Here is a 24,148-nt window from a genome sequence, read left to right as displayed (position 1 = left end):
AATTGCCCATGTACTGGAAATCGATACTCTTATTTTTAACCTGGCCGGTGTTGATTGCGGTTTCGCTCTTCCTGGTTCAGTACGTTGTGAAAAAGTACAACGATAAGTTGGAACACGTTAAAAAGAAATACGAAGAATAGTTGAAATAGAAAACGGGCCGCTCAGGATTTGAGTGGCCCGTTTTTGTTTTATTCGGCGACGTCGATTTTCTCAATCGACCAGTAGTTGCCTATTTCGTAGGTGCTTTTTGTGGTTTTAACCAAATAGATGCTGGTCCCTTCTTTGGATGCAAATACATAATCTGCCCTGGTGTCGTAAGCCGACTCGGTTCCGTTAATTGTCAGAAGCACCGGGTACGGTTCGTAGGTTCCAGTTTTTACGTAATTGTAGGAGTTGAAACCTTCGATATAGGAAGTATCCCAATTGCTGTTATAAGACTGACCTTGCCGAAGTACAAAGAGAGAGTTCCCGGCTTCGCATTGGTCTACCCATTTAATCGTATAGTCCCAGTTTGTGCCTAAGTCTCCAATCGCTGAAATATCGATGCTGTTTACATTTTCATCCGAGTATTCCGGAGTACTGTAAATCTTGCCGGTGTTGCAGTAGAACTTATCACCATTTTCAGAGAACCAGAATGGTCCGATGCCTTCGTGCCAATAGTTGACGTTCTCTTTTGCAATGCCGGGACTAAGGTCGAATAGCAGAATTCCTGTTGGCGACAAAGTGGTGCGTGTACCAAGCAACTGATCTTTTACCGGGATTTTTTTGATGATCGTTTTCTCGTAAACGGGATATTCCTGGGCGGATTTAGTGACCTCTCCTGTTTCCAGGTTCATACTTCTGAAATAAACCCATTGGTCTTCGGTTGGCGTTATGTAGCACCAGTTGTTCGAGCCGTAAACGATGTCGTAGGGGATACAATCGATTGAGTAAACGGTTGGGCTGGATGGGGCAGCTACATCAATTTTTGTGACTGTACTGTTGGTGTTTCCTAAAAGGATACCGGTGCCATCTTCGGCAATACTCACACAATTCGGAGTTTCGTTGAGGGCGATTGATGTGATGGTATTATCAGCTGTTTGATAAAGGTGAAGCATATTCGGCGATTTGCAGGCTAACACCATTAGGTTCGCTGTTTTGTTGTATTCCACATCCACAACATCACCATCAATCTGCTTCAGGTAATTCGGATCGTTGTAATCGACAACTTTCATGCTAACCGGAATCCTGAAATCGGGCGTTGGTGAGTTATTCTGGATGCTGATAGTACCCTCGTAATCTCCGTATTCCACGTTTGTCACCTCACGGTTGAAGGTAATGTCAATGCTTTCGCTCGGATAAAGGAAGCCTATGGTTTGGTCCGTTGTCAGCCAATCGGGTAAATCGCTGATTTGCCAGGCGAGTATTCCGGATTGTGAGCTGTTTGTAATTCTTACGGTAGCCGATAAAGATGTGCCAAGACTGAGACTTGTAGGACTGATTGACATCGTTGGATTGCCGAGGTTTCCGTAGTAGATGACGCCGTAGAAGGTACCCAGTCCTTCAATGTGTATGGCGAACTGCCCCTGGTAAAAGCCCATTTGGTTGAACTCCGGCAGTTGGTTGACCGTGTAGTGCAACTCCACTGTATTGTTATTGAAGCGGCCTTGCATCTCGTCAATTTCGAGCCATTTGGGAATGATCGATACCGTATAGTTGGCATTACCGGCATCCGGGATAAGTAGTGTAAGTGAAGATTCCTGTGCCAGGTTGGTGATTAGTACGGTGTCTTCGAGGTAGAAGTAACTTTCGTTTTCCTGGTTCTCCAGGAAGTCGCTGTTACAAGCGTTGAATGCCAAGACAAACAAGATGATGATCGTCGCTAGCAAGCCTGCTTTTCCATTTTTATTTTTTGTGTGTAACATCGGTTCTTGATTTAGTTGATGGGCTAAAAGCGATAGACGAATCCGGCCGACAGGTCAATGGCCGAGTAGTTCAGGTACTGGTCTTTGTCCAGGTCGATGGTTTCTTTTTGGTAGCCGTCGTCCATGGTCACCGTTTTGAAGTTCGCGAGATAAAGCGCGGCCTGCACGCTGGTCGATAGCCGGGGTGTAATTTTGTATTCGGCCCGGAAGCCAAGGTCAAGGCTCAAAGTTGCTCCGGTTGTCAATATCCGGTAGTTGAGCGCTACCGTCTCATCGTGCAGCAGTGTAAGTCCAACGCCGTAATCGATGCCGATTGCCCAGTGTTCAGATAATTCTCTGTTGGCAACAAAGCTGCCTCCGACGAAGTTGAGGTAGACATTTTCGCTGAGCTCACCGTAATACAAGTTCATACCATCCTGTGGATCCAGGAAAGTCATCATTTTAGCATTGCTATTGAAGTAGCGGTATTTGATTCCGGCTCCCAGATTTTTCGAAAACATCAAACCGGCCGTTGCGCGGGCATGGTAGCCCAGTTTAAAATCGGAGTAAAACTCATCGACGTCATTGGCGTCAGCGCCCGATTGGACCATCGCTTCTTTTTCATCTTTCACGCTTACCGTGAGGTAGGAGAGTCCGCCTTCGACGGAAAAGAACAGTCTGGGGGAATTCTTGTCTTTCGTGAACTCCACCTGTTGCAGCTGGCTCTGGGCTTGTATGTACAGCGATAGAAGCACCATTAGAGCACTGAATAAAAGTTTTTTGTTCATAACGGTAGTGTGAGTTAGTTGTTCCAGTTCTATTAAGCTAATATAAATGGTTTGGTGTCAAATTTATGTTTATCCAATGATGTTTTTGGGCTTGTTGGATTAAGTTGGAATTAATTTAAATTGGGTGTCGATTTTGTTTCAATTTAGAGCTGATAATAAAAGTTTTGTGGTTTTGGGATACTTCGAATTTAGCGTTTCGAATAAGTCGGATGGAAGCTTTATTTACTGTAGGTAATCATGAGTGAAAGAAATAATTATGCAAAGAATAGAGAGCTTATTTTCTCCGTTTTTCATACTGCGTTGGAACTGGATGGTACGGCAGATTGATATGATGAATTCAATGGATTTGATGTTCCGATTTCATTCAAACAAAAAAGAAAACGACCCCAATTGGGGCCGTTCTATATCGATTGAAAATAATGCTAAAGACGTATTTGTAGCTGGTTAAGCCATCAGCTTTTGTACCAGTGAAATGGCGATGTAGCTCAGCATGATGAGCGGTAAGCCGTAGATGTTGAGCACGGCAAAGATCACCACGCACAATACCAGGAATGCCAAACGGATTTCGTTGCCTTTCCATTTCAGGCTTTTAAATTTCAGCGAAAACATCGGTACTTCCGAAATCATCAGGGCCGAAATAATCGCGATGCAGGTCAACAGGTTGAACCTGTTGAGGATGATATGCTCGAGCGCTGGTTTGTTACCCCAGGCAACCACTACTGCCAGCGAGGCGTAAAACAGTGCATTCGCCGGAATCGGTAAGCCCAGGAAGTTTTCTGTTTGGCGGGTATCGAGGTTGAACTTAGCCAATCGGAAGGCTCCGGCAACCGGTACCAAAAGCGCCGCCAACAGGAAGATCCACTGCATCCAGTTGGCGTCAATCTCCAACAATGGTCTCACTTCGTTGAACATGGCCAGTTGCAGCATGGTAACCAAAATGGCACCGGGTGCAACACCGAAGGAAACCAAATCAGCCAGCGAGTCCATTTCTTTGCCAACATCGGAGTATGAGTTCAGCAGGCGGGCAGCCATACCGTCCATGAAGTCGAAAACAGAGGCTGCCGCAATCAGTAATGCAGCAATACCAATATAACCTTGTATACCCAGGAAAACAGCCACGCAGCCTGAAGCCAGGTTCATGGCCGTGATAAAATTGGGAACCCAATAAAAGAAATCACGAACAGTTCTCATTAGCTTAATTCTCCAATAATTGTTTGCGATCCGGTTACTTTATCACCCAGTTTCACGTTCAGTTTGGTGTCGAGCGGAAGGTACAGGTCGACGCGTGATCCGAAGCGGATGAAGCCCATTTCCATATCTTGAGTGACTTGCTGGTCTTTTTTCAGGAAGTTCAGGATGCGGCGAGCCATGGCTCCGGCAACCTGGTTTGCCATAATTTCGCGTCCGTCGGCTAGTTGGAAAGCGGTGCAATAGCGTTCGTTTTCGTCGGCCGATTTATCTTTGAAAGCGGCGTAAAACTCACCTTCTTTATGCATCGAGAAAGTTACTTTTCCCGGAACCGGTACCCAGTTGATGTGCACGTTCAGCGGCGACATGAAGATGGAAACCTTTAGGCATTTACGTTTCAGGTACAACTTTTCTTCTGTTTCCTCAATCACACATACTTTACCGTCAGCCGGTGAAATAATGTTCTTGGGATTCACCGCGACTTTCCGGTCGGGGTAACGGAAAAACTGCAGAACTAAAACCAGCACAACCAAGGTTGCCAGGCTGATTAAACCACTGAAAAATGAATGACTAACAAACAGCCAACCAATCAGGTTAAAAGCGATTACCAGGATGAATGTGTTACGAATGATTTTATGTCCCGCCGGATGAAATTTCATGAATTTTAAAATGTCGTTTTTAATAGCAAATGTCAAATTACACTTACGCGAAATTGACCGATTTATTGTTTCATTCGGACAAGTGTTCCCGCAATAAGCGCTGCAAAAATAAGGAAATTTGCATTGCTTTGCTCGAAAACGTTTCAAAAGAAGTTAAATGAAGACTTCGAGGTAGCAGACAAAAACAGGGATCGCAAATAACAAGGAGTCGAAGCGGTCGAGTATTCCGCCGTGACCGGGGAAGATGCTGCCACTATCCTTCACCCCAAATTGCCGTTTGATCATCGATTCGGTCAGGTCGCCCAGTGTGGAGGCCACCACGATCAAAAAGCCGAGGATGAGCCAGTGCACCAATGAGATTTGAGTGATATATTGGGCAATGACTGCCGCCGCTCCCAAGGCTAGTAATGTTCCGCCAATGGCACCTTCCCATGATTTTTTAGGGGAAATGCGCTCGAACAGGCGATGTTTACCAAAGCTGACACCAAACAGGTAGGCACCCGAGTCGTACACCCAAATGATGATTAAAAGCGCCAGAAACAAGTTAGCCGAGTAGGCACCATGGAATTTAGAGAATACCAGGTAGTTGCTCAGGCTCATTGGCAACGCTGCATAAATGAGCGCCGAGAGGCTGATGGCGATATTTTGGAGCGAATGTTTTTTATTGGCAAACAGTTCGTTCACAAAGGTAATCAGAATGAAAGGGAAAATGCTGAAAAACCACAGTGGGCTGATTCGTTGCGATGCTATCAGAAAACTAAGCACAAAAGTCAATGCACCCGTCAGCGATGCTATGAAACGGTGTGGTTGAAATCCCAAAGAGCCGGTGATGTTGAAAAACTCGTACAACATGCCCAGTAAAATGGCCAAGAAAAGGATTCCGTAAGTGAATTCGCCTAAAAACAGGCTGGCAAGCATGACCGCAACAAAGACAATCCCGGTGAGTGACCGGACGAGCAGGTTTTTCAATTTTTCAACTTTTTGAGGATGTCCAGAGCGAGCTCCAGATCATTTTCGTGCACATAAATTTCAATTTCACCAATCGACGGAATCACCGAATCTTGTTGGTTCATCACCACGCATTTGATGTCGTTGTCGTCCAGAATTTCCTTCGCTATTTCAGCTTTAAAGGCTTCTGCAGTTGTGAAAACCAATACAAAGTTCGTTTCCATTCCGGCTTGATTTAAAAAGGTTCATCGCAAAGTAATACGATCAGTTTTTTCGGACCGTGCATACCCATAACCAATGTTTTTTCGATATCGGCGGTACGGCTTGGCCCGGTAATATTGGTGATTGAGCTGGGGATATTCCCGTGGTACTTCGCTTGAATGGCTTCCATGGCATCATCCAAAAACTTCACCAATTGACGTTGGTGTGCAATGACGATGTGCGTTTCAGGGAAAACATGCAGGCGACGTCCCGAAGCACCCCCGGCGCTAATCATTACCGATCCCAGGTGAGCTACCAAAAATTCGCAGGGGGTAATGCCGACCTGAAGATTCAGAAATTCTTCATCGTTTTGCTGGTAGTCGACAGACCCAGTCAGTGCTTTTTGCAGCAGAGGATCAGTACAGAAAATGTTCGTCCAGTTCTCTTCTTTTTTGAAAGAGGCCACCATTTCAACCGCTTCCGCCAGGTTCTTAGGACGGTAAACTTTACCCGCTACCAACTCCAGGTTTTCCTGGAACCAATCAGCCAGGCTGCCTTTCGGCTCGTGATAGATGGGAGCTTCGAAATCCGGTTTTTCAAGCGTAACGGCAGGGCGGCTTTCCCGCCCCTGTTTCAAGCGGTTTAAAATGTTTTCTCTGGACGACATGGTCTATTGTATTTTCTGATTTTTCTTACAACTGGGTTACATCCTTCGGTTTCTCTTCTGTACCAATTTCCGGCGTTGAAGCATTTCCGTTGCCGGGAAGCTCGTCTTTCTGCCAAGGGCGTTTACCGAAAATCTGTTCCAGGTCTTCACCGAAGATGACCTCTCTTTCCAACAGTTTTTCAGCCAGTTGGTGATGTCCTTCTGCCGCATCAGCCAATACTTTCAACGCACGTTGGTATTGTTCGTCAATCATGGCTTTTGCTTCTGCATCGATCAATTCAGCTGTTTTTTCGCTGTATGGTTTGGTGAAACCAAAGTCGCTTTGGCCGGTTGAGTCGTAATAGCTGAAATTACCAACTTTATCACTCATACCGTAAATGCTGATCATCGCATAAGCGGTCTTGGTTACTTTTTCGAGGTCGTTTTGAGCACCCGAAGAGATGTTGCCAAACGCCAATTGCTCGGCAGCGCGTCCTCCAAGGGTCGAACACATTTCATCCAGCAATTGCTCTTTTGTAGTGATCGAACGTTCTTCAGGCAAGTACCAGGCAGCACCCAGTGCTTTTCCGCGCGGAACGATGGTCACTTTCACCAACGGGTGTGCATGTTCGAGCAACCAGCTAATGGTAGCGTGACCTGCTTCGTGGTAGGCAATCCGTTTTTTCTCTTCTTTTGAGATGATTTTGTTTTTCTTTTCCAAACCGCCGATGATTCGGTCAACAGCATCTAAAAAGTCTTGTTTGCCTACTTTCTCGTGGTTGTTACGGGCAGCAATCAAGGCTGCTTCGTTACAAACATTGGCAATATCGGCACCCGAGAAGCCCGGTGTTTGTTTGGCCAGGAAATTAACTTCCACTTCTTCTGCCAGTTTCAACGGACGAAGGTGTACTTTGAAAATATCGCGACGCTCATTCAGGTCGGGCAATTCAACATGAATCTGACGGTCGAAACGTCCGGCACGCATCAGGGCGCGGTCCAGAATATCGGCGCGGTTGGTAGCTGCCAGAATGATAACTCCGGAGTTGGTGTCGAAACCATCCATTTCAGTCAACAACTGGTTCAGGGTATTTTCGCGCTCATCGTTCGATCCCATGTTCGGGTTTTTACCACGGGCACGGCCAATGGCGTCAATCTCGTCGATAAATACGATACAGGGCGATTTTTCTTTGGCTTGTTTAAACAAGTCGCGAACACGCGATGCACCAACCCCAACAAACATTTCCACGAAGTCGGAACCCGACATAGAGAAGAACGGTACATTGGCTTCGCCGGCAACAGCTTTTGCCAACAAGGTTTTACCGGTTCCCGGAGGGCCAACCAATAAGGCACCTTTCGGGATTTTACCTCCCAGTTTGGTGTATTTCGATGGATTTTTCAGGAACTCTACGATCTCTTCAACTTCCTGTTTTGCTTCCGACAATCCGGCTACATCTTTAAACGTTGTGTTAACGCGAGAGTCCTTGTCGAATACTTTTGCCTGCGATTTTCCAACGCTGAAAATATTGCCGGCACCACCGCCGCCTCCGGTTCCTTTGCTCATGCGGCGGAAGATCCACCACCAAATACCTATGATTAAAAGGAATGGAAAAATCCAGCTCAGGATTTCGCTGAAGTAGTTGTGGACAGTCTTGTACTCGACCGTTATTTTTTCGTTTTCTGCGAACTCAGCTTGCGCATTTCGCAGGTTTTCTTCAAAAGTATCAACCGAACCAATGGTGTAATAGTAGTGCGGTCCCATTTGTGACGGGGCATTGAAACCTTTGTTCAGCTTGTCTTTGTATTTTTCGTAGCTGCTTTCCTTCAGGTAAATTTGCGCTTCTTCCCGGTTGACAACCACAATTTTCGAGATGTCGTGGTTTTTCACCATGGTATTTTTTACTTCCTGCCAATTCGTCTCAACGGGGCCACCGCCAAAACTAAAATATTGGACGGCTAAAAACAGGACAATTACAATCCCGTAAATCCAGTAAGGATTGAACTTAGGAGGCTTGGCTCCCGCTCTGAAATTTCCCAAATTAGGACGCTGCTTGTTTTTATTTGTGTTTTTATCAGCCATTGTGCTTACTTGTTTTCTAAATTTATTTCTTCAATTACCCCGTCTGCCCAAAGGTTCTCCAAGTCGTAGAAGTCGCGGGTTTCATGTTGGAACACGTGAACCATGATATCGGCATAATCCAGCAAAATCCATAGTGAATTTTTGTAGCCGTCCTTATGCCAGGCTCGTTCTCCGATCATTTCTTCAACTGTATCTTCTACTGAACGGGCTATGGCATCCACATGGGTAGTGGAATTGCCGTGGCAAATGATGAAATAATTACATTCGGAGTGATTTATTTTTGTTAAGTCAATTTTGATTATATCCAGTCCCTTTTTTCGATCTATACCTTCAATAACTGCATTAAGTCGACTTTCACTGTCCTTCTCTGTCTGCGTTTTCGTCATAAATTTCTATTAGAAATACAAAGATAAATTTTTTCGTTTATTTTGATGTTTTTAACTGCAAAGGGTAATAACCTGAAAATTAAAAAAATAGTTTATACTAGTTTGTTAAAAAAACTCAAAAATGGAGTGTCAGATTATAGGTCAAAGCATCATAATATTGGAACAAACCCCAAGTACCAATAACTATGCCACCGATCAAGTGCGTGAAAATGAGGTGAAAGAGGGTACTGTCTTTTTGGCAGTAGCACAGACAGCAGGGCGTGGACACCTGGCCAATAAGTGGGAAAGTGCAGCCGGTAAAAACCTCACTTTTTCAATTTACATCCGTCCAAATTTTTTGCCGATCGAGAAATCTTACATGTTGTCGAAGGTGGTTTGCCTGGGACTGGAACGTTACCTGAGTCGTTTTGTCGATCAGGTCAGGATTAAATGGCCCAATGATGTGTATGTCGGTGATCGCAAAATCTGTGGAATTTTAATCGAGAATGGCATCATGCGCGGTGAAATTCTTCAATCCATTATCGGAATAGGTTTGAATATTAACCAGGAAAAATTTGTTTCGGACGCGCCGAACCCGGTTTCACTTTTTCAGCTCACAGGGGAAACACGTGACCTGGAGGAACAGCTGAAAGAGCTATTGTCGCACATTGACCTTTTTTATCAAAAATTGGCCAAGGGTGAATACGAAGAAGTCAGCGACCTGTTTGTATCCAAGCTCTACCGCTTGAATGAGTGGCACTGGTTTAAAGATGATCAGGGAAAATACTTTGGTAAGATTATTGGTGTAAATGAGATTGGCCAGCTCCTGGTCGAAGATGAAAGCAAGAATGTGAGAGCCTACCATTTTAAAGAAGTGAGTTATCTAATTTAAAAGTGTTTGCCTACATTTGGTTTCTTCGAAAATGGGGTAGGGTTTTCAACCCGTCAGATGGACTTACTTTATACCGAATAATGTATTAAGAGATTCAAAATGAAAAAACAACTTACGACTATCTCGCTTCTTGTTGTGCTGCTTTTCTCGTTCAATGCGTGTCATAAAGATGAAGAGATCATTGTCAATCCGGTCAGTGAGGAAACACTGGCTGTGAATGAGTGGATTAAAGAGAATATGGAGCTTTATTACCTGTGGAACGATGAACTGCCGGACATTGACGAAACACAGGAAGAAGATCCGTCAGAATATTTTAGCAAGTTACTTTACACCGATGACAGTTGGTCGTGGATTACCGACGATTACGCTTCGCTGGCAGCAGAGTTCAGTGGCGTTCAGGTAACGATGGGCTTTGATTACACGGCCTATTGGGTCGATGCAAATTACGAAGAGATTTGCTTCGTTGTTGACTACGTTTATCCCGAGTCGGCTGCCGAAGTTGGCGGCCTTGAACGGGGTGATGTCATTTTGAAAGTAAACGGTGAATCCATTACTGCCGACAACTACTCGGAACAGTATTCCAATATTTTTAGCGCTAGTTCCTGCACCCTGCAAATCGCATCTATTTCAAACGGAAGTTTAGTTGCCGGAGAAACACTTTCATTGACAGCTATTGAAACGACGACTGATCCGGCGATTTACCACGCCGTGCTGGATGTTGATGGTAAAAGTGTTGGTTACCTGGTTTATGTGGAATATGTTGCCGGCGATGATGATAAATTCCTGCAGTCGCTGGATGATATTTTCACTGAATTTAAAACAGCCGGAATTACCGACTTGATCGTCGATTTGCGTTACAACCCCGGAGGGGAGATTGATGCCGCCTCTTATTTGGCATCGGCAATTGCTCCGGCGAGTGTAGTTTCGGCGCACGAGACCTTGGTTAAAATGCAGTACAATTCCGGTCTGCAGGCCTACCTCGAAAGTGACGCTGATTTTGAAGACTACCTGAATTATAAATTCGAGGATAATTCAAGCAATTTGAATTTGAGTACGGTGTATTTCTTAACCACCGGAGGAACAGCTTCTGCCAGTGAATTGACCATGATCGGTCTTCAGCCATACATGGATGTCATTAAAATCGGACAGGCAACTTACGGTAAATACACCGGGATGTGGGTAATGCCAGATGATAACGACGAATGGTGTATGTTGCCCGTCGTTATGAAGTACGCAAATGCGGATGGTTATACGGATTTTGTAGATGGTTTGGATCCTGATTATGCGATAACAGCTTCCAGTGCCCGCTATCCTTTCGGTGATACCGATGACCCATACCTGGCGCAGGCAATTAGCCTGATTGGTGGCACCGCAACAGCATCAACAAAATCGGCTAAAATTGATGTAGCCGGTGATCGCTTCGCAACGAAACTGCTCGAAAAGAAACGGAACCTGTATGTTCCGCTTAATAAATCGTTGCCGGTTCTGAATCAGTAAAAGTTAGTTTAAACGAATAGACGAGATCCCGTTGAAGATTTTCATCGGGATTTCTTTTTGCCCGACGGTTATCTTTTCTCCGTTCATTAAGGCGATGAAATGAGTGAAGAGTGAGGTTAATTCTTCAATCTCATCGTCATTCAATAAAATTTTCAGATTGGTATTCTCGAAAGGGATCATGATTGTCCGACGGTAAGGCATGTCTTGATTTGGGAAGCTTTGGCTCGTTTGTTTCACGCCATTTAGGTAAGTCAGCATTTCTTTCAATGTTTTTTCAGATTGAAAGTCCATGCCAATGTTGCCGAATTCGAGGTGGATTTTTTTACAGCTGGAACAAATGAATAGTTTCCCGTTTAATGTTTCATACTTCATGACTGAATCTTTTGTCCTCCAAAGTTCGTGCGATTCAGCCTGAAGGTCAATCCCTAAATGTTGGGATATTGGGGAAACATGAGGGAATTCTGCAGGGTTTAAATCAGTTCTTCCGGGTTGATGTCGGAGATGTCAAGCAGGTTGTTCATGATTGCATAAACAGTCAGCCCCGAAATTGATTTGATATTCAGTTTTTCCGTAATGTTTTTCCGGTGTGAAATAACGGTGTGGATGCTGATATTCAGTTTGTCAGCCATTTCTTTGTTCGATAACCCAAGCGCAATGTGGCGAATCACGTCCTTTTCACGTTGGGTGAGGTCGCCGTTCTCGAAGGTTTGTGTTTTGGCTTTTGTTGCCGACTTCCGGATCACCTGGATTAGCTTTTGAATTTCGAGATTCGAATCCAGTACATTCAAGTCGTAATCATATCCGGCAGTAAGGCCTTCGGTATCAGTAGATGCACTGAGACTAACCAAATACAGGTTGTTGTTTCTGCGCAAACGTTCATCGACTTCGGGCGGCAAACCCAGCCCTTTTTGAATGATGATAATAATCAGACTTCCACTGATTCCGGTAAACGAAGCAATGTCGTTGATTTCGCTTAATTGCGTAATCTCAATCTTGAAATACTCTTTTAGAATCCACGCGAGTCCTTTCCGAAGAATTTCAGATGGATGAATAATAAATACGTTTTCTTCCATTACTGAACAGCGTTTGTTTTTATTTCTTCTTCCAACATTTCTACCTGTTTGATCAAAATTGCATCTTCAATCCGGGCGTGATCGTAAAGGTCTTTTTCAAACTGAAAAAGGGCTTGCACAAACTCGTTCATGTCGTTGTGATTGTAGCCCGGCTCAACATATTTGATCAAAAGATTTTTTAAGTCACTCAGTTTTTCTTCAACGTCGGTATGTTCCGTTTCATATTCTGCGATCGACTTTTGTCCTTCCCGAAGTTTCCGGGTTTTAAGTAGATCAACAATGTAGGGAAACTCTTTTTCATCTTCGTGTTGCAGGTGCAGTAGCAGTTCTGCTTTGTATTTCTGGTAGAATGAGCTGATCATCTTCAAACTAGTACAACCTTCCTTGCAGCTGGCAATGACGCGTTCGAGCAGGGTCTCAATTTTGGGAAGTACGTAGCCGATGTAATAGTTGTGGGTTGTCTTCAGGTAATCGATCAACAGGAGCGGCGAGAAAGAAAGTAATTCTTTTTCCGGGAAATAATTCTCCTCGGTGTAGGTGTTGACAATTGCCAGGAAGAAATCAGGGTTGACATCTTGTTCATGGCAAATCTCACCGATGGTTTTTTCCTTAAAACCCAAACGGATGCCAAAGCGATTGATGACCGGTAATAAGTTTGAATTTGCCGTAACCAGCGAACTCATTTTATCTTCTTTCTTAAATAGCTTCATAATCGTTTACCCTGTTTTTTTTGAATCGGCTTTGACCCGATTTTTGCTGTTTAGTTGTAATAACAGTTTTTCCGGCAAATTGCTCACCGGTATTTTACAAAAATCATTTTTTGGACTCGCGGGATGTCCAATCGTTTAAAAAACCTCAATTAATTTTGCGCCTTTTGCTTTTAGGACGCCCAGAGGAGTGGTTTGAAAATGATGATTTTGCAGGATTTGTTCAACCTCCGCTTGTGCTGCCAGGTCGACGGCAATCAACAGGCCGCCGCTGGTTTGCGGATCGCAAAGAATAAACCGGTCGCTCTCATCATTCAGACTAATGTTGCAGCCATAGCTACTCCAATTTCGGTGTGTGCCTCCCGGTATGCAGTTTTGATTTATATATGAATCAACATCCGGCAGACGCGGAACTTTATCCAGTTCGATGGTTGCTGATAAATTGCTCCCTTCACACATTTCAGCCAGGTGCCCGAGCAATCCAAAGCCGGTGACGTCGGTCATCGCTTTCACTCCGTCAATTTCGGCCAGCTCCAGTCCTACTGTGTTGAGCTTCGTCATGGAGTCGGGAGCAAGGTTTGCATGTTCCGGTTTTAACTTGCCTTGTTTCTGAGCAGTTGTCAGTACACCAACGCCAAGAGGTTTGGTCAGGTAGAGCAAACACCCTTCAGTTGCTGTGTCATTCCGTTTCAGCTTTTTTAATTCAACCTGTCCGGTCACGGCCAGCCCGAAAATAGGTTCAGGACTGTCAATGCTGTGTCCGCCGGCAAGTGTTATTCCGGCATCTTTGCAGGCCTGACGACCACCGTCCATCACTTGTTGGGCCACTTCCGCAGGCAGTTTGTCAACCGGCCATCCGAGAATGGCAATTGCCAACAAGGGTTTGCCGCCCATGGCATAAACATCGCTGATTGCATTGGTTGCCGCAATTTTGCCAAATGTAAACGGATCGTCGACAATGGGCATGAAGAAGTCGGTTGTGCTGATGACTGCTGTCCCGTCGTTCATGTCATAAACAGCGGCGTCGTCGCGACTTTCGTTGCCCACGAGCAATCGCGGATCGGTGACTGATCCAACCGTGTTGTGCAGAATTGTGCTCAATACTTGAGGCGAGATTTTGCAGCCGCAACCGGCTCCGTGGCTATATTGTGTGAGTCTTATATCAGACATAGCTTTCTGTTTGATTTAAAATTAGTTCGGCATTTTTTGCGGCATCCGTATCTTCTAGTGTGATCGTGACAACCTTGGATTGTTCCCTCATTCGCATCCCCTTGAGGTAAGATTTATCGTAATAAAATAACGTGATTCTGGCAACTTCAAAATAGTTTCCTTCTTCCAGGTATTGAAGTGCGTTTTTTACAGCCAAACCACCCAGACGCTTTTGGATGCGCCCGATGGCACTTGCCAGTTCTTCATTATTGCACTTGCCGTATTCTTCCACAAGATGCTCTGCTCGTTTTTCTCTCGGAATATCCAGAAAGAGCAACGGATGCTCCCGCATTTGTCTGAAAAGGTTAATCGGGATTTTCACATGCCCGATGTTGTGGCTTTCATCTTCCAGCCAAATCGGTTTCGAAAAGTCCAGTTTGCGAAAATCTTCGAATACGTCATTTTCGAACTGCTCCACACTTGGCTGTTTCGGCAGCCCAATGCCACCAAAAGCTGAGCCTTTGTGGTTGGCCAGTTGTTCCAAATCCACAACCTGATGTCCCATCTCCCGAATTGACTCGAGGATTCGGGTTTTTCCACTGCCGGTAAAACCGCCTAGCACATTTAGTTTGAATGGGAAGTCGAAGGTTTTGAGCACGAAGTTCCGAAATGCTTTATAGCCACCTTCGATCAGGTAAACCTGCTGAAAGCCATTGTCGGAAAGGTGCTGAGCAAAGGCAGCACTACGCATTCCTCCCCGCCAGCAATGAACGACGACTTCTTTGCTGGGCGCAATTTGTTCGGATTGTGTAATGAAATCGATCAACTTCGGCGTAACAAACCGATAACCCAACTCGATCGCTTTCTCGCGTGACTGGCGAACGTACATCGTTCCAACCTGTGCCCGTTCATCGTCTGAAAATAGCGGGACATTGAACGCACCGGGAATGTGTCCTTTTTGGAATTCGCCCGGCGAACGCACATCAATCAACGGCAACCCCGAGTGGGTGCTGAAATATTGATCGATTTTAATTTTGGTTATCATCTTCTAATGAGCCTTTCGTTGAAAGATCCCGTGGACGCGGGATTAGGCGTACGGCAGTTTTGTCAGCATGTCAGCGAGCTGGTTGATGCCTTCTTCCAGTTTCTTGTTGACCATCATTTTGATCATCATGCTCATTTCTGCATGCAACGTCAATTTGATTTTTGATTGGTATGCATCGACTGGTAACAACTGAATCCAGAAGGTGATGCCCACCGGAAGATTGCCGGAGCTGTTGATTTTAATTGTTTTATGAGGCTCGCGGTCGATGATTCGAATTTCAGCCTGGCCCATTCCGGAAATGTTGAACCGACAGGAGTCTGAATCGGATTCGAAATCGGTAACTTTTATTTGCGGAACCGATTCGTTCATTTTCGCCAGCAGCCCGTCGTTGACATAGGTTGACAGGTTTTCGAAATTCGACAGGTAGTTGTAAACGATCTCGTGGTTTTGTTCGATCGTTTTAATGTCGCTTACATATTTTTGAAGTCCCATATTGGTCTGATTTTTTGGAAAGGAGTTTTTCGTTTGGTCCTTTCAATTGGTGTTCGAAGTTAAAAATATAAAACAGAAAAATCCCCGACAGGGCCGGGGATTGCACTTATAGATATTGTTTGTTTCTGGATTATTTTCCCCAGTTTGCCGGATCTTCACGCCATTTGTTCAACGACTCAACCTGGCTCTCTTCGATGTCGCCCGATTCCAAAGCAACTTCAATCAATGTTTGGTAGCGGCTCAATGTTGTCAGTTCAATACCAGCTTTATCAAAAGCTTCTTTCGCAACAGGGAAGTTGTATGTGAAGATCGCCAACATGCCCAGCACTTCAGCTCCGCCGGCAGTTTGGATGGCTTCAGCAGCTTTCAGACTGCTCAATCCTGTTGAAACCAAATCTTCGATTACCACAACTTTTTGACCTGCTTTCAAATCACCTTCGATCAGGTTTTCCAAGCCGTGTCCTTTCGGGCTTGAACGAACGTAGATAAAAGGTAATCCCAATTCTTCAGCCACCAATACACCATGAGCAATTGCTCCGGTTGCTACCCCGGCGATTACTTCTGCTTGAGGGTATTTCTCACGAACGATTTTCGCAAATTGTTTGCAGATAAAAGTTCTGGCTTCCGGGTATGACAACAATTTCCGGTTGTCACAGTAAATCGGTGCTTTCCAGCCTGAAGCCCAGGTAAACGGACTTGTTGGTTGGATTTTTATTGTGTTAATTTGAACAAGCTTTTTTGTTACTTCCAAGTGGATATCTTGCATAATGATTTAATGTTTTTTCTTAGTTCGCAGCAAATGTACAAAGTTTTTTTTAATGAGTGTTTGATCCTTTTGACCCCCGAAAACAAGAATTTACGTTTGGGTAACATTGGGGAATATGTTGAAATTCAAGGCGTTGATGATTTTTTTGCCCTTCTGAAACGACTTGATAAACAGAAACATGCTGAACAACCTATCTTTAAATGTTTGATTGAAAAAGACTTGCTTGCCGAGCTTCTCTCCAAGATGAATCAAATGCCTGCTGCCGGAGGAATTGTCAGAAATTTGTCGGGCGAGATTCTTTTCATTCGTCGGTTGGGGAAGTGGGATTTGCCGAAAGGGAAAATAGAAGACGGGGAGACAGTCGCCGAAGCTGCTTTGCGCGAAGTGGAGGAGGAGTGTGGTATCAGCAATTTGCAAATGACCAGACAACTTCAGTCTACCTTTCACATCTACCGCTCTCCTTATTTGCCCAGTTCGGACAATTGGGTATGGAAAGAAACCTATTGGTTCGAGATGATTTATAGTGGAAGCGAAATCCCTCAGCCACAAATCGAGGAAGATATCACCGAGATACAATGGTTTCCGGAAGAACGCCTGGATGAAGTCCGGCAGGAAACTTACGGCAATCTCAACGAATTACTGTCAACTTATTTAGCCTGATTCCGAAGCTCTTCAATTCGTTTGTTTTTTAAAATTCCCGCTAGTTGTTGCTGAAGGCCATCCAATGGATTTAGTGCCGGGGAGGCGATGAATGTTTGGTCTTCGTCGAGCAGGAATGCCGTTGGGAACGTTTTAACCCGGTAAGTTTCGATTGCCTTGTCGTCGGCAATTAAAATTTTACCCGGCCAGTTTTGCTGCAAAATCACTTCCTTTCGAGCCAAATCAGCTTCCGGTAAAACTGTTACAAATTCAACGTTCGAGGCAAATTGCTGCCCGAACTTTTTCATTTCATCCAGGTGCTGGCGGCAAATCGGATTCGTGACAGTTGTAAAACTCAGGTAGGTCATTTTTCCTTTTAAGGAGCTTAGTTTTATGGCATCACCATTCAGTGTTTTTAGTGCTAAATCTGGTGCGGCGGTGCCTTTTGTCAGGAAAATCAATTTGCTTTTTAAGAAAGCAGCTGTTGATTTCTCTGCGGGTGTCCAGTCGCTTTGTGCTATTTTGGCTAGCAGAACCAGCATGGTTTGCGGATTGAACTGCGCCTGGTAATAACCATCGCTAATTCCTTTTAAAATCACCATGCGGCTCAATTTGGTACTCCAACCTTTTTGTTTGGTCAGGTTATTTTCTATTCCCGAGAGGTTGGCCGTACCAACGAGTACGCGGAATTGATCGCCTCCGATTTTGTTGCTTTCCTGGTAGAAGAAATTGGTAAACTGTTGATCGAAAATTTCCCTGAACGGAGGCAGGTTAAAATCGATGGGTGTTCTGTCGATATATGTTTTTACAAATGAATTTGTCTTGTCTTGGCTCAACGCGAAACGAATCGCCGTCAGTCGGAAGAATTTGTAATTTTCGAAATAGCTGTTTTCACTTTTGGGGAACTGGCTATTCAGATCGCTAAGCATCAGGTCTGCAGCCGCGGTCGATTTATCTTTGAAAATCTCGTTGAAGTAGCGGTTCTCTTCGTCGTTATAGGCCGATTCAAATTTCTGGATCAACCGGTTAATGTCACTTTCCGGTAGATCTTTCAAGCCAAAGGCGATCTCTGAGCTTCTGAAAAACGGATTGCGTTTTTCCTGCTCTGTTAATGGTTGGGAGGGTGGAAAAACAAGCTCATAGCTTTGTGTCGGTTGCAGGTAAATTACCGCTTTCCACCGATCGAAAGTCGCAAAGCAACAGGTGGTTTGATTGATCAAGACAGATTCGTCAAAGGAGCCATCCGGCAGAATGTTCAACTCAACCAACGTTTCAGTATGATCGCTTACCGGGTCATTGGAGACCTGTAAGGCAATTTTTCGCCCGGCATAATCGGGTGCATTTCCGAATATTCGTACAGCCTGAGTTTGAGCTTCAGCGTTGACAAACAGCAGCAACGCTCCGATGAAAAGAACCAGTTCTCGCATGTTAAATCGTAAATTCGTCCATGTTTAAGCCGCTTGGAATAAACATGCTGGCGTCGCCTCCATGCAGAATGATATCCCGTACAATTGATGAATTTATTGGCGTGTGTTCGGGCATGGTCAGCAAAAACACAGTCTCGATTTGTGGGTATAATTTTTTATTCATTTGGGCGATAGCTCGTTCGTACTCAAAATCGGCAGATGTTCGCAAGCCGCGCAGGATATAATTGGCGTTTACAGAGCGTGCAAAATCAACGGTCAGTCCCTCGTGTTTTCTGACTTCAACTTTCGGTTGATCCTGAAATACCTGGGCGATCCAGCCCAATCTTTTTTCAAGCGGGAAAAAGGATTGTTTTTTGGTGTTGTAGCCAATCATGATAATCACTTTATCAAACATAGGCAGGGCCCGGCGTACAACACTTTCATGTCCGATGGTAAAGGGGTCGAACGACCCGGGAAATATGGCAATTTTCTCCATGATTTGAATTTGAATCAGTCTCCCAAATATAAACGATAAAATTCGGAAAGCTGAAGAAATATTAGGTTTATCAGCGAAAAGTTGCAGCTGCAGTGCTCGGGCTATCGCTTGTTAAGATTGCTTTCTGCGACCAGATAGTTGGGGCGTCGCTTGCTTTCGATGAATAGTTTCCCGAGGTATTCACCAATTACTCCCAACATAATCAGGTTGATGCCGCCAAAAAACATGATGCTGACAACCAATGATGTCCAACCAGTGATGGCCCAATCGGTAAACAGGTAAACCAGCACTGCGTAGATCAGGTAGGTGAAAGCTAAAAATGCAAACAGCAAGCCCAGGTAAATCGAATATCGAAGTGGTTTTACGCTGAAAGAGGTCAGCCCGATCGAGGCGAAGCGCACCATTTTCCCAAATGTATATTTGGTTTGCCCGGCAATTCGTTCGTTTGCCACATAACTGATGCTTGTCTGCCGGAAGCCCATCCAAGGGAAGAGTCCCCTGTAAAAAATGAAGTTCTCCGAAAAGTTTGTGAGTTGATCGAGCACCTTGCGATCAATCAAGCGAAAGTCTGCCATTCCACTTTGAATTTCCACATCGGAGAAATGGTTAAGGATTTTGTAGAAAACCTTCGAACTGTATTTTTTTCGTTTGCCAATTGTCGACTCGTCGGTCCGAATTGAATGCACGATATCGTGTCCCTCCTCCCATTTTTCAATGAAGGTTTTGATGAGTTCCGGAGGGTGTTGAAGGTCAGCATCCATACAAATCGCGCAGTCGCCCGAAGCATGATCAAAGCCCGCTTTCAACGCGTTTTGGTGTCCAAAGTTGCGGGAGAATGAAATGTAACTGACATGCTCATCCTGCTCAGCGAGATTTTTGATACAGTTGAGTGTTCCATCTTTGCTGCCGTCGTCAACTAAAATAATTTCAAATTGGTAATCGTCGGGTAATTGTCGAACTAATTCGGTGTAAAATGATTCGATTGCTGCTTCCTCATTGTAGCAGGGAATCACCAATGATATTTTTGCTTTTGGCGTCAAAGGTTAGCTTGTTTCTGTAAATATAGTTTATTTGTGGTGTAATAAAAGACAACACCTTGAATAATCAACTGAAAGGAATAATGCTGACACTTGGCTTGAGCTTGCTTCTGCTCTTCGCTCATTTTGGTAAGTTAATTCAATCACCGAATCAGTATTACTTTTCGTCTTCGGGTGACGGCTTTAAATCGTACTACGGAGCGCTGTATCACGCCAGTTTCGATTCAACTTATGTGCACTTCGAAGGAATGAACTATCCTGTTGGCGAGTCGGTTATTTTCACCGATAATTTGTATCCCCTGGTTAACCCAATCAAATTTCTGGCAAAGCACGGGGTCGATCTTCGAGGTCAGCTGGTTGGAATTATTAATCTGTCGATGTTAGCAGGGATCGTACTGGGGGCGTTTTTTCTTTTCTTGCTGTTTTTCGACTTGAAATTACCTTGGTGGTATTCGGCCATTGTCGCGGTTGGAGTTTGTTTTCTTTCGCCGCAGATTGACCGGTTGGCCGGGCATTTTACGCTGTCGTACATTTTATGGATTCCAGCAATTCTCTATTTATTGAATCGATTTGTACAAACCCGAAGTTTTCAAATCAGCCTGCAGATTGGTATCGTCGTTTTTACGGCGAGTATGATGCACATGTATTTTGCCGGTTTTTTTGCGCTGTTGATGATGTTCTTTTGGTTGGGATTGTGGGGCGAAGATGGATTTTCGAAACGGTCGCTTTGGAATGCATTCGCGCACTTGGGAATTCAATATGTTTTACCGGTATTTCTTTTATTGTTTTTGCTCCATTCTCAGGATTTTGTGAATGACAGACCTTCTCATCCTTACGGTTTCTTGGTTTACCTGGCACATCCGGTCAGTGTTTTCTTACCACATGGAAAACCATGGGAGTGGGTTCCTGCCTACATTGGCGTTTTTCGACATTTGGACTGGGAATCCTGGGCTTATATTGGCGGAGTTGCAACGATAGGAACGCTGACTGGAATTGCGATAGGAGTAGGCAAATTGTTACGACGGCATAGGATTGAAATCAATGAAAAGGACCGGGTTTTGGCGTTCTGGGTTTTAGCCGGAATTGCGGCGTTGTTGCTTTCATTCGGATTGCCATTCAAAGCTGGTTTGGAGAGTATCGTCGAGTACCTGGGGCCACTAAAACAATTGAGGGCATTAGCACGTTTCTCATGGCTTTTTTATTATGTGATTAATATCTTGGTATTTACCATTTTGTGGAGGTGGAGCGACAATGGTCGGTCTTCCAAGGTGAAAACAGTTCTCATTTGGGCTGCGCTTTTATTGTTGCATGTTGAGGCGTGGTATCAAAGTCATCAACTTTCGCCACACCTTCAGAATAAGTTTCCGGCTTTGGCAGATCAACAAAATAAGGAGGATGAAAATGCCTGGGTAGAAAAAATTGATGTGCAAAAATATCAGGCAATCATTCCGTTACCTTATTTTCACGTTGGTTCTGAGAATATTTGGATTCAGCAAGGCGATGATGCGCTGAAGAACTGTTTCTTGGTTTCGTTAAAAACCGGATTACCAACGACTGCCGTGATGATGGGAAGGACTTCTATTGCGCAAACTTTTCGAAATTATAATCTTTTTCTGGAGCCGCTAAATCGAATCGAATTTGTTGATGATTTATCGGATCGAAGGGATTTTCTAGTGATGAAATCCAATGATTTTAATCCGGGGCATTCGGATCAACGTTTGTTGGATGGGGCGCTTTACTTGTGTTCAGGCCCCGACTTTGAACTCTATTCGTTATCGCCGGATAGTATTGCTGTTTTTCCCAAACGGTACGCCGATCATCAGAAGTCGTTACTCGATTCACTTCAATTCACAGGCAAGGGGACAAGTTTGTCAACCGATACCTCAGCGTACTTTTTTTCCACGACAATACCAATGCCGATAAGGTCAGTCGAATGGAATACCTTGCTGGATGAAACGATTACCGAAGGGAAGGAGGGCGACCAGTATTTGCTGTCGTTATGGTTGCGCCACTACTCCGATGATGGAGCCGTTCGCTTCGTCGTTGAGCATTTTCAAAAAGACGAGGAAGCGAAAACAATCGGCTATACTTATGATGATATTCCGCATTATCTGAAAGCTTTGGATGGCGACCGCGCGTTGTTTGAGATTCCGATTAAACTCCTTCGCGATGCTCCGCCGCTGAAGATCTCAGTTCGCAACACGGTGTTGCCCCGGAAATTATATATTTTCGATCAAGTTATGATCCGGCGAGACGATACCCATGTATTGCAGACAATTGGTTCCGATCGTTGGCTGGATAACCGTCCGCTTAAGGCTCCGATCTAGCGTGCGATCCGGTAAATTTGAATTTTGTTGTATTGGCCAATTTGTGGTCCGAGATCGACATTCGTTAAATCTATTTTGTCGTTTTCATTGTAAACAAGATATTTGGCTCCCATCGCTTTTAATTTTTCAATTCGCTCGGGGAGTGGTAAGTGCGAGGAATAATAGTCTGTAAAACCCTTCGTTTCCATCCAGCACAAAGTGCGGTTAGGAGAATAGTCTCCCAGCGAGATAACCAAATCGTTGTAGGTGATTCCAATCTCACGCATATAATCGTTAATTCCCCGATACTGAAAGTCCTGTAGTTCCAAGGTCCAGTAAACGTAGGCCCAATAGTCTTGTTTGGCTTTTGAAAGATGAATGTTCCGGGTTACTGCTTTTTGATGCGGATTGTAATGTGAACGTGTAACAATCATGCTGTAATTCAGCAGGAAAATCAGCATGAAAGACGCCGGGATCTTGATGTATGGCGAGTTTAAATTGAGTTTCTTTTTCCGAAAGAAATCAAACATACAGATCGATACAAAAGGGATGAACATCAGGGTATTTGTCAGAAAGTAATCATGTTCATCCAACCCCTGAAAAAAGAGAATTTTGAATAATCCAATTCCTGCAAATAGCAGCAAGGTTGCATTTATCCAGACTTTGTCGATCTTTTTAAAATTAAAAGCAAGAAAGACAAAAAGCAGAATGATGATGTAATAGGCTGGTGGGTAAAAATATTGTGGTAAGATATGGTGGTACGCTTTATTGGCTATTTCCGAGATTTGTGATGGGATTAGTTCCCAAATTGGAATGATTGACTGATTAAACAAGCCGTTTAAGTGCTGTTGGTTGTACGAATGTGCATAGCGGTTCCAGACGAGGTAAACGGCAAGCACGATAAAAAGAGAAGCTACGATTTTTAATATTTTCCTCCGGTTTGCTGTCTTTGGACGAGAGTAAACCAAAATGAGCGAGCCTGAAAGTGCAAGCAGTGAAAACAAAGCGGTAACCTTAATCAGGCTTGCTAAAATGTACAGTGCAGTGGCTATGGCAAGGTCTGTGTTTTCGTCGTAGCGGTGAAAGCGAAAAAGAAAGTACAAGCCGATTAGGGAGAGGCCGAAAGCTGGAACGTTTGGTATAAAGTTGAATGAATAATAACCTAAAACCGGAGAACTAAAAGTTAAGAGTGCTGTAAATGACGACCAATACCAGTCATTTGTCATCTCATATATTAGTCGGGCAAGAAAAAACAGACCTAACCAAAGTAGCAGCAGATCAATGAGGCGAAGAACTGCTGGGTGAGGTCCGGTTATTTTCCATATTTTAGCCGTTAACCAATACAAAATAGGGAATTCGCTAATTGCCTGTCGATCTCCGTTTTCGCCCGTAAAAAGCAAGTGAGGTTCCCAAAGCGACAAATCCTCGTGATAAAAAGTCAATGCCTGAGCGTAACTGTCACTTTGTCGCCAAGCATGAATTGATTGAGGACCGGCATCCCATATCCGATGGTAGCCCATGAAAAAAAACACCACCACAAAAATCCCTATAAAAAGATACAGAAACAAGCTGGAGGAACTACAGTTTTTCATAAGCGATTTGGTCGATATGTTGCACACGGAAATGGATGGGATGCAATTCGATTAGTTGCCTAAATTATTAAAATTATAATGTAATTTTTAGTAGTTCTAAAGCTATTTAGTCGAAGAATTCGCAAGAGTCAGATTTATCGAAGATATTCGATCTTTTTATTGCAGAGGGCTGCAAAGAAAAACAAAAAAAACCTCTGAATAACGGTCAGTACTTCGGGCACGCTACCCGAATTAGATGTTAAAAAAATACGCCATGACAACAACAAATAAACTTACCGCACTCAGAGGTTAACCTT

26 protein-coding genes are annotated in these 24,148 nt (G+C 44.2%); 6 read left to right on the top strand and 20 right to left on the bottom strand.

The window, feature by feature from the left end; genetic code table 11:
- Positions 1-8: 8 nt before the first annotated feature.
- A complete protein-coding gene (locus tag BC643_RS23680; protein ID WP_262697248.1) occupies positions 9-140 on the top strand; it encodes a hypothetical protein in 132 nt (43 codons plus the stop codon).
- A gap of 48 nt (positions 141-188) precedes the next feature.
- Here BC643_RS23680 and BC643_RS08655 read toward each other — a convergent pair whose 3' ends face one another.
- Both BC643_RS08655 and BC643_RS08650 read right to left on the bottom strand, forming a co-directional pair.
- Positions 189-1,904 carry a BACON domain-containing protein gene (locus BC643_RS08655; RefSeq protein WP_120272709.1) on the bottom strand — a complete coding sequence of 572 codons (1,716 nt, stop codon included), beginning with the start codon at positions 1,902-1,904 and terminating at the stop codon, positions 189-191.
- A gap of 23 nt (positions 1,905-1,927) precedes the next feature.
- Positions 1,928-2,671, bottom strand: coding sequence for an outer membrane beta-barrel protein (locus tag BC643_RS08650; protein ID WP_120272708.1), 744 nt, complete (start codon positions 2,669-2,671; stop codon positions 1,928-1,930).
- Positions 2,672-2,927: 256 nt separating this feature from the next.
- On the opposite strand from BC643_RS08650, the gene BC643_RS23295 reads away from it, so the two are divergent.
- Entirely contained in the window at positions 2,928-3,119 is a 192-nt protein-coding gene (locus BC643_RS23295) for a hypothetical protein (RefSeq protein ID WP_147377176.1), read from the top strand.
- Here the strand turns inward: BC643_RS23295 and BC643_RS08645 are convergent.
- The 7 genes from BC643_RS08645 to rsfS form a co-directional block, all read right to left on the bottom strand.
- On the bottom strand, positions 3,116-3,862 hold the full coding sequence (locus tag BC643_RS08645; RefSeq protein WP_120272707.1) for a CDP-alcohol phosphatidyltransferase family protein: 747 nt from the start codon (positions 3,860-3,862) through the stop codon (positions 3,116-3,118). The two genes, BC643_RS23295 and BC643_RS08645, sit on opposite strands and share 4 nt — an antisense overlap.
- Positions 3,862-4,518, bottom strand: coding sequence for a phosphatidylserine decarboxylase family protein (locus tag BC643_RS08640; RefSeq protein ID WP_147377175.1), 657 nt, complete (start codon positions 4,516-4,518; stop codon positions 3,862-3,864). Before BC643_RS08640 ends, BC643_RS08645 begins: the two co-directional genes overlap by 1 nt.
- A 153-nt stretch (positions 4,519-4,671) precedes the next feature.
- Complete coding sequence (locus BC643_RS08635; RefSeq protein WP_147377174.1) at positions 4,672-5,487, bottom strand: phosphatidate cytidylyltransferase; 816 nt, start codon at positions 5,485-5,487, stop codon at positions 4,672-4,674.
- Positions 5,484-5,690, bottom strand: coding sequence for a putative signal transducing protein (locus tag BC643_RS08630; RefSeq protein WP_120272704.1), 207 nt, complete (start codon positions 5,688-5,690; stop codon positions 5,484-5,486). Before BC643_RS08630 ends, BC643_RS08635 begins: the two co-directional genes overlap by 4 nt.
- An 11-nt stretch (positions 5,691-5,701) precedes the next feature.
- Positions 5,702-6,334 (bottom strand): LutC/YkgG family protein, encoded by a 633-nt coding sequence (locus BC643_RS08625; RefSeq protein ID WP_120272703.1) that lies wholly within the window; start codon positions 6,332-6,334, stop codon positions 5,702-5,704.
- Positions 6,335-6,359: 25 nt separating this feature from the next.
- The gene (gene ftsH / locus BC643_RS08620; RefSeq protein ID WP_120272702.1) at positions 6,360-8,390 is read right to left on the bottom strand and encodes an ATP-dependent zinc metalloprotease FtsH; all 2,031 of its coding nucleotides are present in this window, start codon (positions 8,388-8,390) and stop codon (positions 6,360-6,362) included.
- A gap of 5 nt (positions 8,391-8,395) precedes the next feature.
- Positions 8,396-8,776, bottom strand: a complete 381-nt coding sequence (rsfS, locus tag BC643_RS08615; protein WP_120272701.1) for a ribosome silencing factor — start codon at positions 8,774-8,776, stop codon at positions 8,396-8,398.
- A gap of 121 nt (positions 8,777-8,897) precedes the next feature.
- Between rsfS and BC643_RS08610 the strand changes: the two genes are divergently transcribed.
- Together BC643_RS08610 and BC643_RS08605 are read left to right on the top strand one after the other, a co-directional pair.
- The gene (locus tag BC643_RS08610; protein ID WP_120272700.1) at positions 8,898-9,647 is read left to right on the top strand and encodes a biotin--[acetyl-CoA-carboxylase] ligase; all 750 of its coding nucleotides are present in this window, start codon (positions 8,898-8,900) and stop codon (positions 9,645-9,647) included.
- 99 nt (positions 9,648-9,746) lie between these two features.
- Positions 9,747-11,144, top strand: coding sequence for a S41 family peptidase (locus BC643_RS08605; RefSeq protein WP_120272699.1), 1,398 nt, complete (start codon positions 9,747-9,749; stop codon positions 11,142-11,144).
- Positions 11,145-11,147: 3 nt separating this feature from the next.
- Here BC643_RS08605 and BC643_RS08600 read toward each other — a convergent pair whose 3' ends face one another.
- The 7 genes from BC643_RS08600 to pyrE form a co-directional block, all read right to left on the bottom strand.
- Positions 11,148-11,516 (bottom strand): DUF6686 family protein, encoded by a 369-nt coding sequence (locus BC643_RS08600; protein WP_120272698.1) that lies wholly within the window; start codon positions 11,514-11,516, stop codon positions 11,148-11,150.
- 98 nt (positions 11,517-11,614) lie between these two features.
- Positions 11,615-12,217 (bottom strand): helix-turn-helix transcriptional regulator, encoded by a 603-nt coding sequence (locus BC643_RS08595; protein WP_120272697.1) that lies wholly within the window; start codon positions 12,215-12,217, stop codon positions 11,615-11,617.
- Positions 12,217-12,927: a hemerythrin domain-containing protein gene (locus BC643_RS08590; protein ID WP_120272696.1), complete on the bottom strand. Its 711-nt coding sequence runs from the start codon at positions 12,925-12,927 to the stop codon at positions 12,217-12,219. The genes BC643_RS08595 and BC643_RS08590 overlap by 1 nt, the downstream gene beginning before the upstream one ends.
- Positions 12,928-13,062: 135 nt before the next feature.
- Positions 13,063-14,094 (bottom strand): selenide, water dikinase SelD, encoded by a 1,032-nt coding sequence (gene selD / locus BC643_RS08585; RefSeq protein ID WP_120272695.1) that lies wholly within the window; start codon positions 14,092-14,094, stop codon positions 13,063-13,065.
- Positions 14,087-15,118, bottom strand: a complete 1,032-nt coding sequence (mnmH, locus tag BC643_RS08580; RefSeq protein WP_120272694.1) for a tRNA 2-selenouridine(34) synthase MnmH — start codon at positions 15,116-15,118, stop codon at positions 14,087-14,089. The genes selD and mnmH overlap by 8 nt, the downstream gene beginning before the upstream one ends.
- A gap of 42 nt (positions 15,119-15,160) precedes the next feature.
- On the bottom strand, positions 15,161-15,610 hold the full coding sequence (locus BC643_RS08575; RefSeq protein ID WP_120272693.1) for an SRPBCC family protein: 450 nt from the start codon (positions 15,608-15,610) through the stop codon (positions 15,161-15,163).
- A gap of 130 nt (positions 15,611-15,740) precedes the next feature.
- Positions 15,741-16,376 (bottom strand): orotate phosphoribosyltransferase, encoded by a 636-nt coding sequence (gene pyrE / locus BC643_RS08570; protein WP_120272692.1) that lies wholly within the window; start codon positions 16,374-16,376, stop codon positions 15,741-15,743.
- Positions 16,377-16,409: 33 nt separating this feature from the next.
- On the opposite strand from pyrE, the gene BC643_RS08565 reads away from it, so the two are divergent.
- A complete protein-coding gene (locus tag BC643_RS08565; RefSeq protein ID WP_170154502.1) occupies positions 16,410-17,036 on the top strand; it encodes an NUDIX hydrolase in 627 nt (208 codons plus the stop codon).
- Here BC643_RS08565 and BC643_RS08560 read toward each other — a convergent pair.
- The 3 genes from BC643_RS08560 to BC643_RS08550 all read right to left on the bottom strand — a co-directional run bounded on the left by BC643_RS08560 (position 17,024) and on the right by BC643_RS08550 (position 19,957).
- A complete protein-coding gene (locus tag BC643_RS08560) occupies positions 17,024-18,442 on the bottom strand; it encodes a peroxiredoxin family protein (protein ID WP_120272690.1) in 1,419 nt (472 codons plus the stop codon). The genes BC643_RS08565 and BC643_RS08560 overlap by 13 nt on opposite strands.
- A gap of 1 nt (position 18,443) precedes the next feature.
- A complete protein-coding gene (gene coaD, locus BC643_RS08555; RefSeq protein WP_120272689.1) occupies positions 18,444-18,917 on the bottom strand; it encodes a pantetheine-phosphate adenylyltransferase in 474 nt (157 codons plus the stop codon).
- A 101-nt stretch (positions 18,918-19,018) separates the two neighbouring features.
- Positions 19,019-19,957 (bottom strand): glycosyltransferase family 2 protein, encoded by a 939-nt coding sequence (locus tag BC643_RS08550; protein WP_120272688.1) that lies wholly within the window; start codon positions 19,955-19,957, stop codon positions 19,019-19,021.
- A gap of 56 nt (positions 19,958-20,013) precedes the next feature.
- Here BC643_RS08550 and BC643_RS08545 point away from each other — a divergent pair, with 56 nt between their 5' ends.
- A complete protein-coding gene (locus BC643_RS08545; protein WP_120272687.1) occupies positions 20,014-22,281 on the top strand; it encodes a hypothetical protein in 2,268 nt (755 codons plus the stop codon).
- Here BC643_RS08545 and BC643_RS08540 read toward each other — a convergent pair.
- A complete protein-coding gene (locus BC643_RS08540) occupies positions 22,278-23,852 on the bottom strand; it encodes an ArnT family glycosyltransferase (RefSeq protein WP_120272686.1) in 1,575 nt (524 codons plus the stop codon). The two genes, BC643_RS08545 and BC643_RS08540, sit on opposite strands and share 4 nt — an antisense overlap.
- Positions 23,853-24,148: the final 296 nt, after the last annotated feature.

The sequence above is a fragment of the Mangrovibacterium diazotrophicum genome, assembly GCF_003610535.1.
In the GTDB taxonomy this organism is placed as follows: domain Bacteria; phylum Bacteroidota; class Bacteroidia; order Bacteroidales; family Prolixibacteraceae; genus Mangrovibacterium; species Mangrovibacterium diazotrophicum.
The sequence above is the reverse complement of the archived record's forward strand: the minus strand, read 5'-3'. Positions and strand labels throughout refer to the sequence as shown.